15 protein-coding genes and 3 pseudogenes are annotated in these 14,791 nt (G+C 57.9%); 7 read left to right on the top strand and 11 right to left on the bottom strand.

Annotated features, from left to right (window positions below; genetic code table 11):
* The first annotated feature begins 505 nt into the window (after window positions 1–505).
* Window positions 506–910, top strand: a complete 405-nt coding sequence (locus J6497_RS27450; RefSeq protein ID WP_225707392.1) for a YybH family protein — start codon at window positions 506–508, stop codon at window positions 908–910.
* On the opposite strand, the gene J6497_RS42070 is transcribed toward J6497_RS27450, so the two are convergent.
* From J6497_RS42070 to J6497_RS27420, 6 genes and pseudogenes are all read right to left on the bottom strand, one after another.
* Complete coding sequence (locus J6497_RS42070; RefSeq protein ID WP_225707438.1) at window positions 867–1,163, bottom strand: class II fructose-bisphosphate aldolase; 297 nt, start codon at window positions 1,161–1,163, stop codon at window positions 867–869. The two genes, J6497_RS27450 and J6497_RS42070, sit on opposite strands and share 44 nt — an antisense overlap.
* A gap of 120 nt (window positions 1,164–1,283) precedes the next feature.
* Window positions 1,284–2,459: an HlyD family secretion protein gene (locus J6497_RS27440; protein WP_225707391.1), complete on the bottom strand. Its 1,176-nt coding sequence runs from the start codon at window positions 2,457–2,459 to the stop codon at window positions 1,284–1,286.
* Window positions 2,460–2,470: 11 nt separating this feature from the next.
* A complete protein-coding gene (locus J6497_RS27435; protein WP_312010368.1) occupies window positions 2,471–2,677 on the bottom strand; it encodes a DUF1656 domain-containing protein in 207 nt (68 codons plus the stop codon).
* Window positions 2,674–4,578: an FUSC family protein gene (locus tag J6497_RS27430; protein WP_225707390.1), complete on the bottom strand. Its 1,905-nt coding sequence runs from the start codon at window positions 4,576–4,578 to the stop codon at window positions 2,674–2,676. Before J6497_RS27430 ends, J6497_RS27435 begins: the two co-directional genes overlap by 4 nt.
* A gap of 246 nt (window positions 4,579–4,824) precedes the next feature.
* Window positions 4,825–5,178, bottom strand: coding sequence for a c-type cytochrome (locus tag J6497_RS27425; RefSeq protein WP_225707389.1), 354 nt, complete (start codon window positions 5,176–5,178; stop codon window positions 4,825–4,827).
* Window positions 5,179–5,423: 245 nt separating this feature from the next.
* Window positions 5,424–5,591: pseudogene (locus tag J6497_RS27420) on the bottom strand (peptide-methionine (R)-S-oxide reductase); the annotation flags it as partial.
* Window positions 5,592–5,916: 325 nt separating this feature from the next.
* Here J6497_RS27420 and J6497_RS27415 point away from each other — a divergent pair.
* Both J6497_RS27415 and J6497_RS27410 read left to right on the top strand, forming a co-directional pair.
* Complete coding sequence (locus J6497_RS27415; RefSeq protein ID WP_225707388.1) at window positions 5,917–6,417, top strand: sensor histidine kinase; 501 nt, start codon at window positions 5,917–5,919, stop codon at window positions 6,415–6,417.
* A gap of 114 nt (window positions 6,418–6,531) precedes the next feature.
* Entirely contained in the window at window positions 6,532–8,016 is a 1,485-nt protein-coding gene (locus tag J6497_RS27410; protein ID WP_225707387.1) for a class I adenylate-forming enzyme family protein, read from the top strand.
* A gap of 46 nt (window positions 8,017–8,062) precedes the next feature.
* Here the strand turns inward: J6497_RS27410 and J6497_RS27405 are convergent, their stop codons facing one another.
* The 3 genes and pseudogenes from J6497_RS27405 to J6497_RS27395 form a co-directional block, all read right to left on the bottom strand.
* Window positions 8,063–8,329, bottom strand: coding sequence for a hypothetical protein (locus J6497_RS27405; RefSeq protein ID WP_225707386.1), 267 nt, complete (start codon window positions 8,327–8,329; stop codon window positions 8,063–8,065).
* Window positions 8,330–8,877: 548 nt separating this feature from the next.
* Window positions 8,878–9,639 carry a response regulator gene (locus J6497_RS27400; protein ID WP_225707436.1) on the bottom strand — a complete coding sequence of 254 codons (762 nt, stop codon included), beginning with the start codon at window positions 9,637–9,639 and terminating at the stop codon, window positions 8,878–8,880.
* Window positions 9,640–9,942: 303 nt separating this feature from the next.
* Window positions 9,943–10,260, bottom strand: a pseudogene (locus J6497_RS27395) (TraB/TrbI/VirB10 family type IV secretion system protein); the annotation flags it as partial.
* Between the two features lie 83 nt (window positions 10,261–10,343).
* On the opposite strand from J6497_RS27395, the gene J6497_RS41290 reads away from it, so the two are divergent.
* The 3 genes and pseudogenes from J6497_RS41290 (at window position 10,344) to J6497_RS27385 (ending at window position 12,599) form a co-directional block, all read left to right on the top strand.
* Complete coding sequence (locus J6497_RS41290) at window positions 10,344–10,478, top strand: hypothetical protein (RefSeq protein WP_283845134.1); 135 nt, start codon at window positions 10,344–10,346, stop codon at window positions 10,476–10,478.
* A 129-nt stretch (window positions 10,479–10,607) separates the two neighbouring features.
* On the top strand, window positions 10,608–11,648 hold the full coding sequence (locus J6497_RS27390) for a hypothetical protein (protein WP_225707385.1): 1,041 nt from the start codon (window positions 10,608–10,610) through the stop codon (window positions 11,646–11,648).
* Window positions 11,649–11,844: 196 nt separating this feature from the next.
* Window positions 11,845–12,599: pseudogene (locus J6497_RS27385) on the top strand (SDR family oxidoreductase).
* A gap of 72 nt (window positions 12,600–12,671) precedes the next feature.
* On the opposite strand, the gene J6497_RS27380 reads toward J6497_RS27385, so the two are convergent.
* Window positions 12,672–13,046 carry a DUF488 domain-containing protein gene (locus tag J6497_RS27380; protein ID WP_225707384.1) on the bottom strand — a complete coding sequence of 125 codons (375 nt, stop codon included), beginning with the start codon at window positions 13,044–13,046 and terminating at the stop codon, window positions 12,672–12,674.
* A gap of 595 nt (window positions 13,047–13,641) precedes the next feature.
* On the opposite strand from J6497_RS27380, the gene J6497_RS27370 reads away from it, so the two are divergent.
* The gene (locus J6497_RS27370; RefSeq protein WP_225707383.1) at window positions 13,642–14,061 is read left to right on the top strand and encodes a cupin domain-containing protein; all 420 of its coding nucleotides are present in this window, start codon (window positions 13,642–13,644) and stop codon (window positions 14,059–14,061) included.
* A gap of 480 nt (window positions 14,062–14,541) precedes the next feature.
* Here the strand turns inward: J6497_RS27370 and J6497_RS27365 are convergent, their stop codons facing one another.
* The gene (locus tag J6497_RS27365) at window positions 14,542–14,790 is read right to left on the bottom strand and encodes a LexA family protein (RefSeq protein WP_225703238.1); all 249 of its coding nucleotides are present in this window, start codon (window positions 14,788–14,790) and stop codon (window positions 14,542–14,544) included.
* Window position 14,791: the final 1 nt, after the last annotated feature.

Raw genomic sequence — 14,791 nt, 5'->3', positions numbered from 1 at the left:
GTAGATGTTGAACAGGCGGATCGGCGCGGCCGCCGCCGCAAACGAGACTACCTGGGAGATCACCGCAGATAAGAATGCCAGCCGGAGCGTTCTGCCCCGGCGAGCCTGTTTGATCATTGGGTGCCACGTTTTGCATCGAGCCGCGCCTTTCTTCCACGCAATTGAGTAATATTCGTCCCACGTTGCGCTGCGCGTTACTCGATAAAATCTGCGACAGTGATAGCCATTGATCGCAGCGCGGGACGAAATTTTCCAATAGCCGGTACGTATAGCTTCCATAGCGGCGGGGAATAGCGCTGCGACGGTGCTCGCTGCCATTCGTAAATAAGGCAAGTTGCGCAGGCCGCTACTGCGTCATGCCGCGCGGCGAGCGGCAATAACGATCGTCTATCGATTCTATGGCGAGAGGTGATTTCCCTCGCCGGGGGTTCGACCGCCACGATGTGTAACCGTACCGCGTCCCGGGCCGTTAGGCAGTTCAACCAACACGAACAGGAGACCACTGATGTCCGAGTCCTTTCCACTCCCTACTGAACCCGAAGGCGTTATCCCGTCGCTGATTGAGCGATTTAACTCCGGCAAGGTCAGCGCGATGATGGCCTTGCACGCCCCGGAGTCCGTGTTCATCGCGAATGACGGGCGAACCATCACTGATCACGCTGAGATCGCCGCCCTACTCGAGCGCGATCTCAGGCTCGGCCTGCCGTTGGTGGCTAAAGTGCGCCATGTGTTCGTTGCTGACGATATCGCCCAGATCGTGGTGGACTGGTCAATTGATGGCACGGGTCCCGACGGCAAACACGTGCACCTCGGAGGCTCGGCATGCGATATCGTGCGCCGCGGAGCGGATGGACGCTGGCGGTACATTATCGACAATAATCAAGGGACGGCGGTGCGACAGCCCGCCTGACGCTCTTGGGTGAATGGACATGATCGGCGTTCAGAAACAATCTAAAGCCGAATTCCTTACGCAGGCTTCGCACCATTGCGGCAATCGAACGGTCACCGATGAATTGGCGCTCACCCTCAGACACCCCGACGATGGCGGGAACGTTCAATTCCAGTGCGCTGGTGAAGACGGCCTTCAGAGTGACGAAGTCGCCAACATTGAAGTGGCCGACCGCCACATGGTGTTTCTGGACCTCGTCAAGCACATCACGCATCGGAACATAACAGCTTCCTTCCATCACAATACGCCTGCACGCCACGGTGCGGATAACTTTCATCTCAGGATCGGAGAACTGGATCTTGCCCCAAAATGGGTCAGTGACTTGCGTTCTCACTCAAGTCTTGGACGGGATGCAGCGAGGTTGCGGTGATACCCCGCTTATTATGTGGGAGAGACTCGCACTGAGCACAGCCGTCGCGCGATGAAGCCATGTTTTCTCCTCAGCATGAGAATCGTCGCGCAACGTTACGGTCCCCGTCATACCGGAGACGAGCGGCATGCCAGGCGGTACCCTGTCGATGGCGATTCTGACCGGGACACGTTGCGCCAGCCGTACCCACGTGTAGACGGGGTCTACATTGGGGAGACCCTGAGCGCCGGCCGCCGCGTTGGACACGCTGACACCTCGGGTGATCGTCGTCACGTGGCCGATGATCGGGGTAGAATAACCCATCAACTTGACCTCGGCACGATCCCCAATGCACACTTGCGCCAACTTTGTCTCCTCGAAATAGCCATCCACCCAGAAGCTATCGGTATCGACGATCGAAATGTTGCTGACCCCCTCGTGCGCGTAGTCGCCCACTCGTAGCAGAAGATTCGTGACGTAGCCGTTCACCGGGCTACGAACCTCCGTTCGCTTCAGATTAATATCTGCCTGGGCGACCTGTTCACGCGCCGCGTCGACCGCAGCTTTCGCCTGTCGGGCACTGCCTTCGAATACCTGTTGCTGTTCCCGCGAGGTGGACAGTTCCGACAGCCGCTTCCGCCGTTCGGACTGCAGCTCCTTGACGTAACTGTCGGCTTCCCTTTGCTCCAACAGCGCTTTGCTCAACCGCAACGCAACGTCGAAATCAAAGGGCTCAATCTGATAAAGTACGTCTCCCTCGTGGACGAATTGATTGTCGGCGACCCGCAGCTGCGTAATCTGGCCGGACACTCGAGGTGCGACACTTGCAACCTGAACACGCACGCGGCCGTCGCGGGTCCACGGCGCAATTACATACTGGTTCCACACCATAAGTGAGACCAGCACCGCGACAAGAAAGATCGCCAACGTCGCAAGCTTCCGCGAGATCGACCACAGAAACTGCCCGATGGCTCTTCGCCAGGCGACCGGTGGCTTGGTGGCTATTACGGAGGGCTTCTGCTTGTATAGTGGAGGCCACTCGGATTTCGCACGCGCAACCGCACGGAGCTCGAACGACGCTTCATCTTCGGTCGACCCCGATAAGAACTCCGACCGCTGCTCCTCTCGATTGATTGCCTGATCTTGACTGGCACCATGCATTAAATATTTCCTCAGAAGAACAAGACAAGCAGACCAAGAATGGTCACGTAGAGGCTGAGTTCGGCAATCGCAGCGTTGCTGAAGATCTTCAAAAATCCAACAAAACGCAGCAACGGCCTGATGAGAAGCACGACAAATAGAGCCGCAACCGCATAGCTGATGAACGGCGCAACCAAAACGCCGCCGATGACTAGTTCGCGGAAGGTATGCGCCATCATGCGGCCTCGCCAAGATGAACGCGTAGTCCAAGCGCCGCCTCGATGTGGTAGCTCGCGACCATGAGCGCAGCACAGAGATCGGCCACAACATGGTCTGACGGTGACGCCTTGCATAAGAGCTGGGACGCGGCGCGAAGTGCCTGCGGCTCGCGCTTGTCGAGCGAAGCGCGCAGCTCTTCAGCCAACGCCGTTAACGGTCCGCCGGCGAGCCTCTTCAGCTTGTCGTCGCACAAGCGGATAATCGAAGATTGGTCGAAATGGGAAAGAACCTCCTCGATCGTCTCCACATTACTCAGAGTATTCCCCCCAGCGGACAGGATCTGACCAATCCTGACGGCGTCGCGAAACATCTCTTCCTCGGGCTCATGTGGCCGATCGCGGGTTAGCCCCTGAGCGAACTCTTCGCGAGCAGACGACAACATCCAGCGTCTCACCTGATCTTGCGAAACTGGCGGCACAAGAAATTGCGTCGCCAACAACAAGCCGGCGGCAACACAAGTCAAGACGAAGAGGATAACGTACGACTGCCCGTTGTAGGTTTGCGGACTGGCCGGCGAGAATATTGTCACAGCGAATATGAGGATGAATCGACCGAGAGCCGACACTGTGCGGTTAGGCAACGATATCAGGAGTGCGGCGCCGATCACGAGAGGAGCAAGTCCGATTGCGAGCAACGGGAAGGCGTCAACGCCATCGAGGACGACGAACTCAAGAAGCCCAGCCAGAAAACCCGCAATGGGTGCCGCAACCAGCGCCAGGGCGGTCGTCGCGCGGGAATTGGGCGTCATTGCCCCAAGCCCGACCAAGGCTCCAATGACTGCAAGGGAAGTGTTTGCTGCAGGCCAGCCCGCATACGCAAGGAACATTCCCGCCAACGCAACCCAGATCGCTGCTCGAATGCCGCTTCCAACAGCAGCTCGGTGGGATCGATAGATCAGCGGACGCCAATGCCATGGAGGACGTCCATCAGTGCATAGGGCGGCAAGATTCTGTCGAACCTGCTCATCTCTTCTGAGTAATTCCTTGAGTGTCCAGGCCAGCGATCCGGTCGTGCCTGCGTCGCCTTGCGGGTCGGCACGCCACACGACCGTCGGCGGCGAGAGTTCGCTTTCGTTGCGCTCAAGCGCGCGCGCTATCCTCTCGGATGTTGCCCCATCAGCGACCACCGGGAGCACATTGAGGCTCCGCGCAGCATGAAGCTCCGCCACAAGCGCGGCGGCCGCGTTATGGCCTGCTGCGATCCTAACTGGGCCGCTGCTCGACTCAAACGCCAGGGTCGCCATCTCCGGCCGAAGCGCCGCTATTTCAGCGAGCAGGGACGCAGACGCTATTGGCTTCGTAGCCTCACCAAGGATCGCTGCTTTCGCGTGGTTGCCAATCCGGCGGCGGATATCAGCCAATTGCGCTGCTAGCTTCGTGTGACGGTCGGGTGCCAATAGCAGATCGTTAATGATCGTAAGAGATACAACTCCGATGAAGATTCCTGCACCGCGCATCATGCCCGCCTCGAACACGTGCCCCGGATTGTCGATTTCGCGGATCGCAACCAACGCCACCGTGTAGCCCGAGAGGACCGCTGCGTAAGCACGATTGCCGTCGAGCAATCCTGCTACGTACACGCATAGGCCCATCCAGCCGGCATACGCAATCAACAAAAGATCGCGCGTCTGGGAGAAAAGCGCCGTTATTGCAATCGAAACTGCAACGCCGATGATGGTCGCAATTACACGAAAGACTGCTTTCTCCAAGGCCTGGCCGCGAGTTGGTTCAGCTATGATCGCAACCGTTATTACCGCCGTCGACGGCATTTCGAGCGGAAGCCAGAAGCTCACATACAATGCCAGTATTACCGCCACCCAGACCCGGATCGCGAAAGCCCAGGAAGTAAGGGGAAAACCCAACGGAAGGAATCTCACTTGTTTAGGCAGCGTCGAACAAATCTACTCCGTGATTTCGACTGTCCGCCTCGACGGAAGAAGCGGTGTCGTCTGCACCTGTCATGCGCGTTCTTCGGTACTTTCCGATGACGTCTTTGGTTGCAATCGTTGGAGCACCTGCAAGAACTCTTACTGGAACTAATGATTGCCAGCGTAACGACGTAACGTCCGAATGGATGACGTCTTGCTGGTGCCTCGCTCAACGAGCCGCTACTTCAACGTAGCAAGATAAGTAACGAGGTCCGTCCGGTCCGTCGGGTTCTTCAGCCCTGTGTAGGCCATCTTGTTTCCGGGAACCACCTTCTGTGGTGATTCCAGATACCCATCGAGGGTCTTCGCATCCCAGACAATGCCGGACTGCTTCATCGCGCTACTGTAGCTGAAGCCGGGAGCCGTACCCGACTTCCTGCCGATGATTCCTACCAGGCCCGGCCCGACGCGATTGGCTTGATCCGTCGCATGGCATCCTGCACAAGCTTTGAAGATGGTTTTTCCGTGCTCGGCGTCCTGTGCGTAGCCGGGATTCGCGGTTGCTCCCGTAAATGCGAGCACCGCGATAAACATTCCAGTCTTTCCTGCGCCTTTCATTGGGAACATCCTTTTTTCAGATCCGGATCAGAGGTGGCGTGGCCGCGCAACGTAATTGTTGAGGTCGTCGGCGAGTCGAAGCGCGCATGCCGCTAAACGCGTATCGGTTGTAGCCCGCATTGAAGGGATAGACGGATGCACCGACAACAAAGAGGTTCTCTACATTCCTCCCTCGAAATCGGTGAAGGAGAGCGCAGGCGGGACTGCGGTCTCGACCGACAACCGGTACCGCTGTCGAATTTATCGACGGACGCGAATAGTGGCTCGCCCGACACCGCATCGACGTAGAGTTCCGGATTCTTGTTGTCACAGTATTCGTTCTGAAACGGTCGCTCCGTGCCGTCTCGCTGCGTGACCCGGCACTGCGTTACCTGCGACATTGTCGTCATCCTTCGACCTTTTTGCCAACAACGAAAAAATAGGACGGCGAAACTCGACGGTCCAATGACCTGTGGTTATGGAATCGATGTCATCGACGTTGCGCGCAAAAATAGACAGACGGTGCAATACAAACATATGCTTCTCACTGAACGAGCTTAGAGGTCTCTGCAGAATAAAGACGTCGGGCTCCACTTGACTGGAGATTTTCAACGCGAGGTGATCCGCAAATAGGAATTGAACTCGCCGCTGGTGCTACAGGGTTGTTTTTGGAAATGTCGTTGTTTTTTGACTGCCGAGCCTAGGTGGATAAAGCCGCCGACGAGCTCGACGGCGATGAATTTATATGAAACGTTTCGGCGAGATAACGGCATGCAGATGATCTGGCTACTCGCAAGCGGAGTCGCTCACTACTTCAATAATCGATTGCAGAGCATTGCCAGCGTTCTCAGCCTGATACGCATGCGCATTGCCGCGGGTCGTACGTCTGATCTCGGTTCTCTCACCGAAGTTGCGGAACAGTCATTGGTGAGCGCCGGCAAGCTCGCCCATCGTCTCATGACCATTGCGCGTAAAACGCATCATCAATCAGATAATCCATTTCAACTTAATAATACCCTCCTTTCGAGGAGTGATCTGCTGCGCTGTGTTGTCGGGGAAGGAATCGTGCTGCGCTTTGCTCTGTCGGATTCAGAAATTCAGATCCGATGCGATTCTCACCTGCTTGAATGCGCGGTCATAAACCTTGGCTCGCGATCGCGATCTCCGCCCCAAATCAAGTCGCCGCACCCTCCCTGTCGTGGTGCGTTGGCGCGTCGTCCACGGGGCAAATTGTAACTGTCGTAACTATTTGCTGAAGTCTTGAAATCAGACGGTGACGCGACTTGACCAATGCAGCTCCCATTGCGGAATGGGAGAAGCTCGATGATATCAACGCCACTCGAAACCTTGATGCAGAAGGCACAAGCACGGCCCAAGAGCACAGCCTTCATCTTTCACGGAGAAGCGTGGACCTACGAGAGAATTTCAACCGAATCTGGCGCTCTTGCGCGTGGGATGGCAGCACGCGGTGTAAAGCCGGGCGACCGCGTGGCCCTCCACATGATGAATAGACCCGAGTTCATCATTGCCTATTATGCCTGCTTTCGCCTTGGTGCGATTGCATCGCCCCTGCGAACCGCGTTCACGTTCACTGAACTCGGAGCCCTACTACACCGATTGAAGCCTGCGCTCTATATCGGCGAGACGAAACTCTATGACAACGTCGTGGCAGTCGACGGCGCAATCCTGCCGCGGGACAAGCGCTTTATCGTCGACCCGTTCCTGGGTTGCGACGCATTGCCGTGGGAAAAACTGCTCGAGAGTACCGACAACAACAGTTTGTCGGAGCCTGATGCCGCCACAGTACTGATCAACACATCGGGCACGACAGGCGAGCCCAAATTCGTCATCCATACGCCGATCACGCTAGGTGAATCCGTCAACGTCTCGATTAAGAATGCGGGACTTTCAAGCGAAGACGTCGTCGCCATACCCCTGGCTCTAGCGCATATGGCCGGGCTGACCTTCCTACTCTGTCTCATGCAGCTCGGCGCGGTGTTCGTGTTGCTGGAGAGTTTCGACGCCGACGAGGTTCTCGATACCATTGAACGCCACCGTTGCACATGGCATTTCGGTTTTCCTGCCCAGTATGCGGTACTGCTCGACCGTCAGCGCGTTCGGCCGCGCAACCTGGAAACATTGCGATTGTGCCTGACCGCCGGCGATGTTTCCCCAATCGACCTCCAGCAGCGCATCACCGCCGAATTTGACGCGCCCCTCTACAACGTCTGGGCGTCAACGGAAACCGCGGTCCATCTGGCCTACGGTCTCAGGGTAGGCCCCGTGGCGCGGATAGTTAAGGAAACAGAGGTCCGCCTGGTCGATCACAATGACGCGGATGTCGCCAATGGCGAAATCGGGGAACTCTTGCTGCGTGGGGCAAACCTGTTCGTCGGTTATTGGAACGATCCGCAGGCAACATCGGAGAGCCTGAAGGGCGGCTGGTTTCACACCGGCGATCTGATGCAACGCGGCGAGGGCGACGAGCTCTTGTTCGTCGGGCGTAAGAAGGACATCATCATTCGCGGCGGCACCAACATCTCGCCCGTCGAAGTCGAGCAGGCGCTCGTTGCCGCCCATCCTGCCGTCGTGGAAGCCGCCGTCGTAGGCATGCCGGATGCCACGCACGGCCAGCGCGTGATCGGATTTGTCAAGCTGGCACAGGGGGTGGAGGAGGCGTCGGTGAACCTCGAAATCTTCAACAACGTCGCGACGCGGCTCGCAGCCTATAAGGTCCCCGAACATCTCTTCGTGGTCGACAAGTTGCCGCGCAATACGATGGGAAAGGTCGATCGAAAGTTGTTGCAGACCATGGCGGCGCATCAATCCGAATAGATAGCGTGACTCATTTCGCTGCCAGCGGGGCTGTGGCACCTAGGCACTAAAGGCCTTCGTCCGCGGTTTTTTCCATTTCTGCCATGACATGGCGCGCGCAGCTGGCGGACACCGCATCGAGGGTGATCCCGTCGGCTTTCAGCAGCTCGGAGGTGCGTTTAAAGTCTGGCTTGGCAAAAGACGTCCAGCGGGTAGCCCTTCTACTGCACGATGCTCTGCGGCGCGCCGCCATGCGATCGCCGGCGGTATCCAGACGGATCCATCGGCGCTTCCGGCCGAGCTGCCGGACCAGGGCTGTATCGATGCCGGTCACGCGGGTCTCAACTCGCCGCGCTCTTGTCGGCCGGCAGTAGCTGCGTGCGAGATTGTGCAACGCTTTTTTGGCCTCCAACGCGCGCTACCGCCACATCCATTTCATTAAGGCTCTGCACGTCGCCTGCGTGTAATTGCGGCTTTTGGCGTAGCCCCCTTCCGAGTCGCTCCGGCGGGGTGCCGAGGTGCAGCTGACTTATGAGGATTGTACCTGTTTGTCCGAAGAGGCGGTCAAGGATCGCGTCCGATCACCTCGCAGGCAATCCTAACCTCAGCGATACACCAAGCGACTTCGGCCTGGCTCCTCGTCATCCTAATTGGCGCCTACATCACAACCGTAATTGGAATCTCATGTTGAGAAGCTTCTATTACCAAAAGTCGGGCGCTCTCGTTAGCCGTTCGCTTGATTAGGGACGCTGGGGCGTGACGGCCAGTGCGGTTAGGAAAATGGTCTCCGCAGATCACGACATCGACCTTGCCGACTTTGCTCTTAAATTCGACGCGCTTTTTCAAGACCGCGTCTCCACGATCTCCGGATGAGCCACGGTGTTATGAGGTTTTCACGGGAAGCGTGAAGACGTAGCCAACGTCGCGTTCGGTGCGTATGATCGAGGAAGCGCCCGAGCCGTCCTCGAGTTTGCGGCGCAAGCGCACGACGTGCATGTCGATGCTGCGGTGGAATACGTCTTCGTGGACGCGCGTCGCTTGCAGCAGGTATTCGCGTGACAGCGGCCGCTGCGGTGCATCGAGGAATGCCATCAAGAGCGCATATTGGCCTTTGGTGAGGGCAACCGGTTCACCTCGCGGATTGGTGAGGCGGCGTGTCCGCCGCTCCAGCCGCCATCCCCCGAAGCAAAAGCAGCCTCTTTCGCTCCCACGCTGCCGTTTGGTCAATCTAGTCGCCCGGCCTCTCAAGATAGCGCGGATGCGGGCCAACAATTCCCTTAAGCTAAACGGCTTGGTGATGTAGTCGTCAGCTCCAAGCTCCAGCCCGACGACTCGATCGATCTCGTCCCGGAGACGTCCAGTAGTGATGATGACGGGTATGCTGGATCGCGCACGGAGTTCACGAAGCAGATCGAGGCCACATTCTTGTCCGAGCTCCAAATCGAGCACGATCAGATTGGGTTGGTTGTACGCAAGCAACAGTGTCACTTCGCGCAGCCGGGATGCGCAGATCACGCGAACGCCATAATCCTCCAGATAATTCTTCACCAAGCTGCGGAGATGATAGTCGTCCTCGACGAGGAGGCATGTGACATCGTCCGCCACTCGATGTAACGTGCGGCGTTCTTTGCTGGTTGATATCATTGCACCGGTCTCAGAACTGGAAAACCACGCGTGTGGACACAACGAATGAGGTCCGTCGATCTTCGCCAAAAGTCCGTCGATTCGGTTCAACGTGCGCATTCTCCGGCAGGCGGGCGTGCGTTTTCGCCCGCTGTGTTCCGTCCCCGTTTGCCCTCGGCGTTACTCGATGAGATCTGCGACAAAGGTAGGCAGTTATCGTGGCGCGACGAAATTTTCCAATACACTACGAGTATAGTTTCCATAGCGGCGAGGAATACTGCCGCGACGGTCGTCACTGCCATTCGTGCATCGAGGCGAGTTGTGCGCGAGGTCCCACCAGTGATAATCGACCCCACCCCCTAGGCCGGAATAGCTCTCGGCGTCAGCACCCGGCCGGCGTTCGCGCACGATCGAGCGGCCGTTGGGGAAAATTAGGCAGTTCCAGACCAAAAGCACGCGGCTGTGGCCTAACTGACGTTGTTGTAGTGCTGACCGATCACGCGTCCCCTGCGGCAGAAGGAGAGTTCGGCACGTTGGGCTGTCGTAGATATTTTCGGCGACCTGCGCGGTGATCTGGCTCGACAGGTCCGAGCGGATGCCAGCAATCAGCGCGGCCGAGATTACGGCCCCCGCCAGAAGGATATCCGCCCGAGGCCAATCCAGGTCTTCGATCACTCGACGTCCTCATCACCGCCGGCCGCCGCGATCCGATCGGCTCGCTTGCCATGACCGAAGCGCTGGCCGCCTATCTTGAGAAGCAGGGTGCCAGCGTCGAGTTGAACTTGCACGATGGCGGGCATGAAGTGAGGCAGCAGGAGATCAACGCGATCTCTGCCTTCTTTTTCGTGAACGGGCTTTGACCAAGTATGATTCTATGCGGGCATCGAAACAACAAAGAATCTGCGGACGGTCTCAAGCCAATAAGCGAAATCAAGGTTTCCAACCTGTCTTGTACGCCGTTGTCTTTGTTCTGACTTTATAGGTTTATGATGGAAGCATTCGTTCACCAGCGGAATCCGAGCAGCATTCTTGAGAAGCGCTTCGATTATTTGGTGCTGGTTCCCGCAGCGGCGGCTGTTGCGTATCCTTTTCTTCTTATGGCTTTCCATGCCATCGTCGGTACGCAGGCCGTAACGCCGTCGCCCCTGGCGATTGTAGGCGCGACCTTCATCCTGGCTACCGCGTTCGTCGTGCCGTTTCTTGGGATTGCGCTCGCTTGTCGTCCCGCGGCCAACCCGGGTTCGCGGCGGCTGGCCTACGCCAGTGTGGTATCGCCGACGATCTATGTCTTTCTAGGCGTCGTCCAGGCCCTGGTTCGCAGTCCCATTCCCGACGAGATCGTCTGGTGCGTAATGTGGGTCGCAATCGTGATCTGGTCGCAGTCCGCCCGAGATACCGTCGCGTTACCGGCACCCGCAGTCGGGCGCTGGCGCGTTGTTCACGGGGTAACGGCAGTAGTTCTTTGCCTTTATGTGTTGTTTCATCTCACTAATCACCTGTTCGGCTTGATCGGCGGCCCGGATGCGCATGCGGCCGTCATGAAGATCGGACGCGTGGTTTATCGCTCTGGCATAGGTGAACCGCTGTTGGTGACGACCATGCTTTTCCAGATAGGCACCGGTCTCTATCTCGCGTGGCGCTGGAGTGCTGCGGCGCAAGACTTCCAGCGGACATATCAGGTCGCTTCGGGCGCCTATCTCTCCTTGTTTATTCTCGGTCACATGAATTCGGTCTTCATCTACGCCCGAAGCTTTCTCGGCATACGGACGGATTGGAATTTCGCGATCGGAGCCCCAACCGGGCTCATTCATGACGCATGGAACATCCGTCTGCTTCCTCACTACGCGCTCGGCGTCTTCTTTGTTCTAAGTCACCTTGCCTCGGGGTTGAGAGTGGTGCTGATCGCGCACGGCGTCGATCGGCGCGGTGCCGACCGCCTTTGGGCTGCCGGCGTTGCGATGAGTATCATTGTGTCGACCGCGATCATCTCTGGGATGTGCGGCGTCAGGATCGGAGCGTTGGCTTCGTGACTTGCGAGCGGGAATGAGCGGTCGTACACGCAGTTCTACGTAAGGTGCGCGCGACTCTCCATCTCGGGTGCCGCGCGCGGTCTGAGGAATTTCTTTCCTGGCTTCCCCGCCGGACGCTCTGGGAAAGATCCATGCGTCTCGTCTTGCGGCGCCGCGAGACGATGGCCGGCGCCCGGCGACTGACCGAGAGTAAACTATGAAAATCGTCGTGATCGGCGGCACAGGCCTGATTGGCTCGAAGACCATCGCCATTCTGCGCCAGAGCGGATACGAGGTCGTCGCCGCCTCGCCCAAAGGCGGCGTCAACACCGTCACCAAAGAAGGGCTCAAAGAGGCCATGGCCGGCGCACAGGTGGTGATCGACCTCTCCAATCCGCCTTCATTTGACCCCCAGGTAGTGTTGGAATTCTTTGAGACCTCCGGCCGCAACCTTTTCGCAGGAGAGGCCGCTGCGGGCGTTCGTCACCACGTCGCGCTATCCATAGTCGGCGCCGACCTGTCACCCGACAACGGCTATTTCCGCGCCAAAGTTGCTCAGGAGAAACTGATCGAGGCTTCGGGTATCCCCTACACCATCATCCGCTCCACCCAGTTTCTGGAATTCCTCGGCGGCATTGCCGATGCGAGTACGGGTGGAGACGTCGTCAGGCTTGCGCCTGGCCTGTTTCAACCGATCGCGGCGGACGACGTTGCGGCCGTCGTTGCTGAAGTTGCCGTCGCGGATCCGCAAAACGGCATCGTCGAGATCGCAGGCCCGGAACGAGCACCGTTCAACGAGATCGTCGCTCGCTATTTGAAGGCTGTCGGCGACCCGCGGAAGGTCGTGAAAGATCCCGAAGCCCGATATTTCGGCGGGCGAGTCGAGGAAAGTCGCTCGTGCCATTGGGCGAGGCGCGTCTCGGCCACTTCAATCTCGAGGAGTGGTTACGCCGCTCGCAGAAAGGAGCCTGATCAGGCCGTCGCGGGCCGCGTCGACACTGTGTGATGCGGCCGCCGGCGATGAAAAGCCCAGGCGATGACCGCTTACGTTTCGCTCAGAAGCACGTATTTCAAGACGACCGCGTCATTATGGTCCTCATCGTGCGCACTGTAGACCAGGGTGATCGTCTTCTTCTTGGCGAGTTCACGAATGCGGTCCAGGATGTCGCAATGTTGGTGAAGCTCAGCGCGATATCGATGCTGAAATTTCGGCCAACGGCTGGGATCGTGACCGAACCATTTTCGCAGCTCCGTACTGGGCGCGATGTCCTTCATCCAGTCGTCGAGCGCTGCGTTCTCTTTCCGCAAGCCACGCGGCCACAGGCGATCAATAAGAATACACGTACCGTCACTGGCTTCTGCAGGCTCATAGACGCGTTTCAGGCGAAGATGAGATGGTGGAATGTACGATGTAGCCATCCATGTACAATAGCACATTTTTCTGCCGTCCGGTCATCTGAGAAGACACCAGCGCAACGGACATAATACGAACGTGTAACCTTTAGGTTCGAAGGCCCTCATTTTGCATTAACAGCCGTCGCATTCGCGCCGATCAGATCGCCATATGAAATTGTCTTGCTGCTGTCGCTTTTCAATGTCGGCGAGCTCGCCCCTCAGCATCGCCAGATTTGAAGATGAGGTGGGGGTGGCAGAAATTCTATCTAAGCGTCGGCTCTCTGAAAACTGGCGCGTCGAAGACAGCCATCACATTGCGGGGAGTCGTCAGCTTCAGCGAGGCATCCGCCGAGTTGGGTGGCGAGGTCCTGCCAAGAGGGCAGGCGGGCGCCCGGGTTCGAGCACGCCGCTTTCGATCGCCGTCGCAATTACGTGTCGAATCTGCTCGGCGAGCGGCCTCTTGGCGGAGCGGTCGACGTTCAGGTTCAGGGGCTTCGTCACGCCACCGCGTAGTACGCTAATCTTTCGCGTTCTTGATGCTTTTTTTCTAGCCTAAATGGGAGCATCTTCTTTTCATGCAGCACAAGGACAGCTTCAGCGTGGAAGAAGGAGAAAGCCCATGAAGATCCGAACCATCATCGCCGCCACCTGCGCGGCCCTCGCCATCTCGATGGCCGGCCCCGTCTCGGCCCGTGATGGCGAAACGGAAACCGTCACGAAGAACTTCGAGGCGGCCGTTCCCAATATCTCTGGCAAGTCGCTGATCGCCGTGGAGGTCGATTACGCGCCGGGCGCGGCCTCTCGGTCCCATACCCACGCGAAGTCGGCCTTCATCTACGCCTATGTGATCTCGGGCGCGATCGAGTCAAAGGTGAATGATGGCGAGACGCGCATCTATCGGGCAGGCGAGAGCTGGTCCGAACCGCCGGGCGCGATCCATTCGATCAGCCGCAACGCGAGCAAGACCGAGCCGGCAAAGCTGCTCGCTGTCTTCGTCCTCGACACCAATGATAAAGCGCTGACCACGCCTGTCAAATAACCGTCAAGGAAGAGAACGATGACCAAACGACTGGAGATGACCATCTTGATACGATACTCACGATCGCAGCCCTTGCTAACGAGCCGCGAAACCGCCTCCACGACAGCAACTACTTCCAATCTCATATGAAACTCCTAAGGCCTCCTAGGCAACGCCACGCCGGCAACATCTCACTGGGAAATATCCGACTGTTATCGTTTCCATTCCCACGCGTTCGCAGCGACGATGGCTGTCGACGACGGACTTTGAGACGACTACTCCTCTGGTCTCCAACCAGCGAAAGGCGAGCCGCCTCTCCGCAACGGACCTAGAAAATCGGGCGGGCCTCGCGTCAAGCGTACTGCTGTCGGGCAAACACCAGTGACAGATCATCGACGCGATGCCCGCTTATCGGTTTGGGGGGTGGATAGCTGCGCGTTACGAGATGAGATCCGCTAGTGGCTCTGCACAGTGATTTTGACGGGTTGCGTGCAGCGGCAGTTAGATTAGCTCCGGCAGGGTTTTGGGATCAACGAGGACCTCGATGCTGCGAGGGGTCCTTGGCTGCCTTCTGATGAGGCCAGCTCGTTCCAGCGTTAGCACCATCTGGTGAACCGACGGCGGGCTGACGCGGAAATATTCCTGCATGTCGGTTTCGGCCGGGGGCCTGCGATGCAGGCGGGTATAGAGGTGGATAAAAGCCAGATACTGCCCCTGCTTGGGCGTGAAGGTTTTTGCCGTAAGACTCACG

It is taken from the genome of Bradyrhizobium cenepequi, assembly GCF_020329485.1.
GTDB classification, from domain to species: Bacteria; Pseudomonadota; Alphaproteobacteria; order Rhizobiales; family Xanthobacteraceae; genus Bradyrhizobium; species Bradyrhizobium cenepequi.
The sequence above is the reverse complement of the archived record's forward strand: the minus strand, read 5'-3'. Positions and strand labels throughout refer to the sequence as shown.

Excerpts from the sequence above, each read along its gene's own strand:
- J6497_RS27450 (WP_225707392.1), top strand. The coding sequence starts at position 506 with ATGTCCGAGTCCTTTCCACTCCCTACTGAACCCGAAGGCGTTATCCCG.
- J6497_RS42070 (WP_225707438.1), bottom strand. The coding sequence starts at position 1,163 with ATGCGTGATGTGCTTGACGAGGTCCAGAAACACCATGTGGCGGTCGGC.
- J6497_RS27440 (WP_225707391.1), bottom strand. The coding sequence starts at position 2,459 with ATGCATGGTGCCAGTCAAGATCAGGCAATCAATCGAGAGGAGCAGCGG.
- J6497_RS27435 (WP_312010368.1), bottom strand. The coding sequence starts at position 2,677 with ATGATGGCGCATACCTTCCGCGAACTAGTCATCGGCGGCGTTTTGGTT.
- J6497_RS27425 (WP_225707389.1), bottom strand. The coding sequence starts at position 5,178 with ATGTTTATCGCGGTGCTCGCATTTACGGGAGCAACCGCGAATCCCGGC.
- J6497_RS27415 (WP_225707388.1), top strand. The coding sequence starts at position 5,917 with ATGAATTTATATGAAACGTTTCGGCGAGATAACGGCATGCAGATGATC.
- J6497_RS27410 (WP_225707387.1), top strand. The coding sequence starts at position 6,532 with ATGCAGAAGGCACAAGCACGGCCCAAGAGCACAGCCTTCATCTTTCAC.
- J6497_RS27400 (WP_225707436.1), bottom strand. The coding sequence starts at position 9,639 with ATGATATCAACCAGCAAAGAACGCCGCACGTTACATCGAGTGGCGGAC.
- J6497_RS41290 (WP_283845134.1), top strand. The coding sequence starts at position 10,344 with ATGACCGAAGCGCTGGCCGCCTATCTTGAGAAGCAGGGTGCCAGCGTC.
- J6497_RS27390 (WP_225707385.1), top strand. The coding sequence starts at position 10,608 with ATGGAAGCATTCGTTCACCAGCGGAATCCGAGCAGCATTCTTGAGAAG.
- J6497_RS27380 (WP_225707384.1), bottom strand. The coding sequence starts at position 13,046 with ATGGCTACATCGTACATTCCACCATCTCATCTTCGCCTGAAACGCGTC.
- J6497_RS27370 (WP_225707383.1), top strand. The coding sequence starts at position 13,642 with ATGAAGATCCGAACCATCATCGCCGCCACCTGCGCGGCCCTCGCCATC.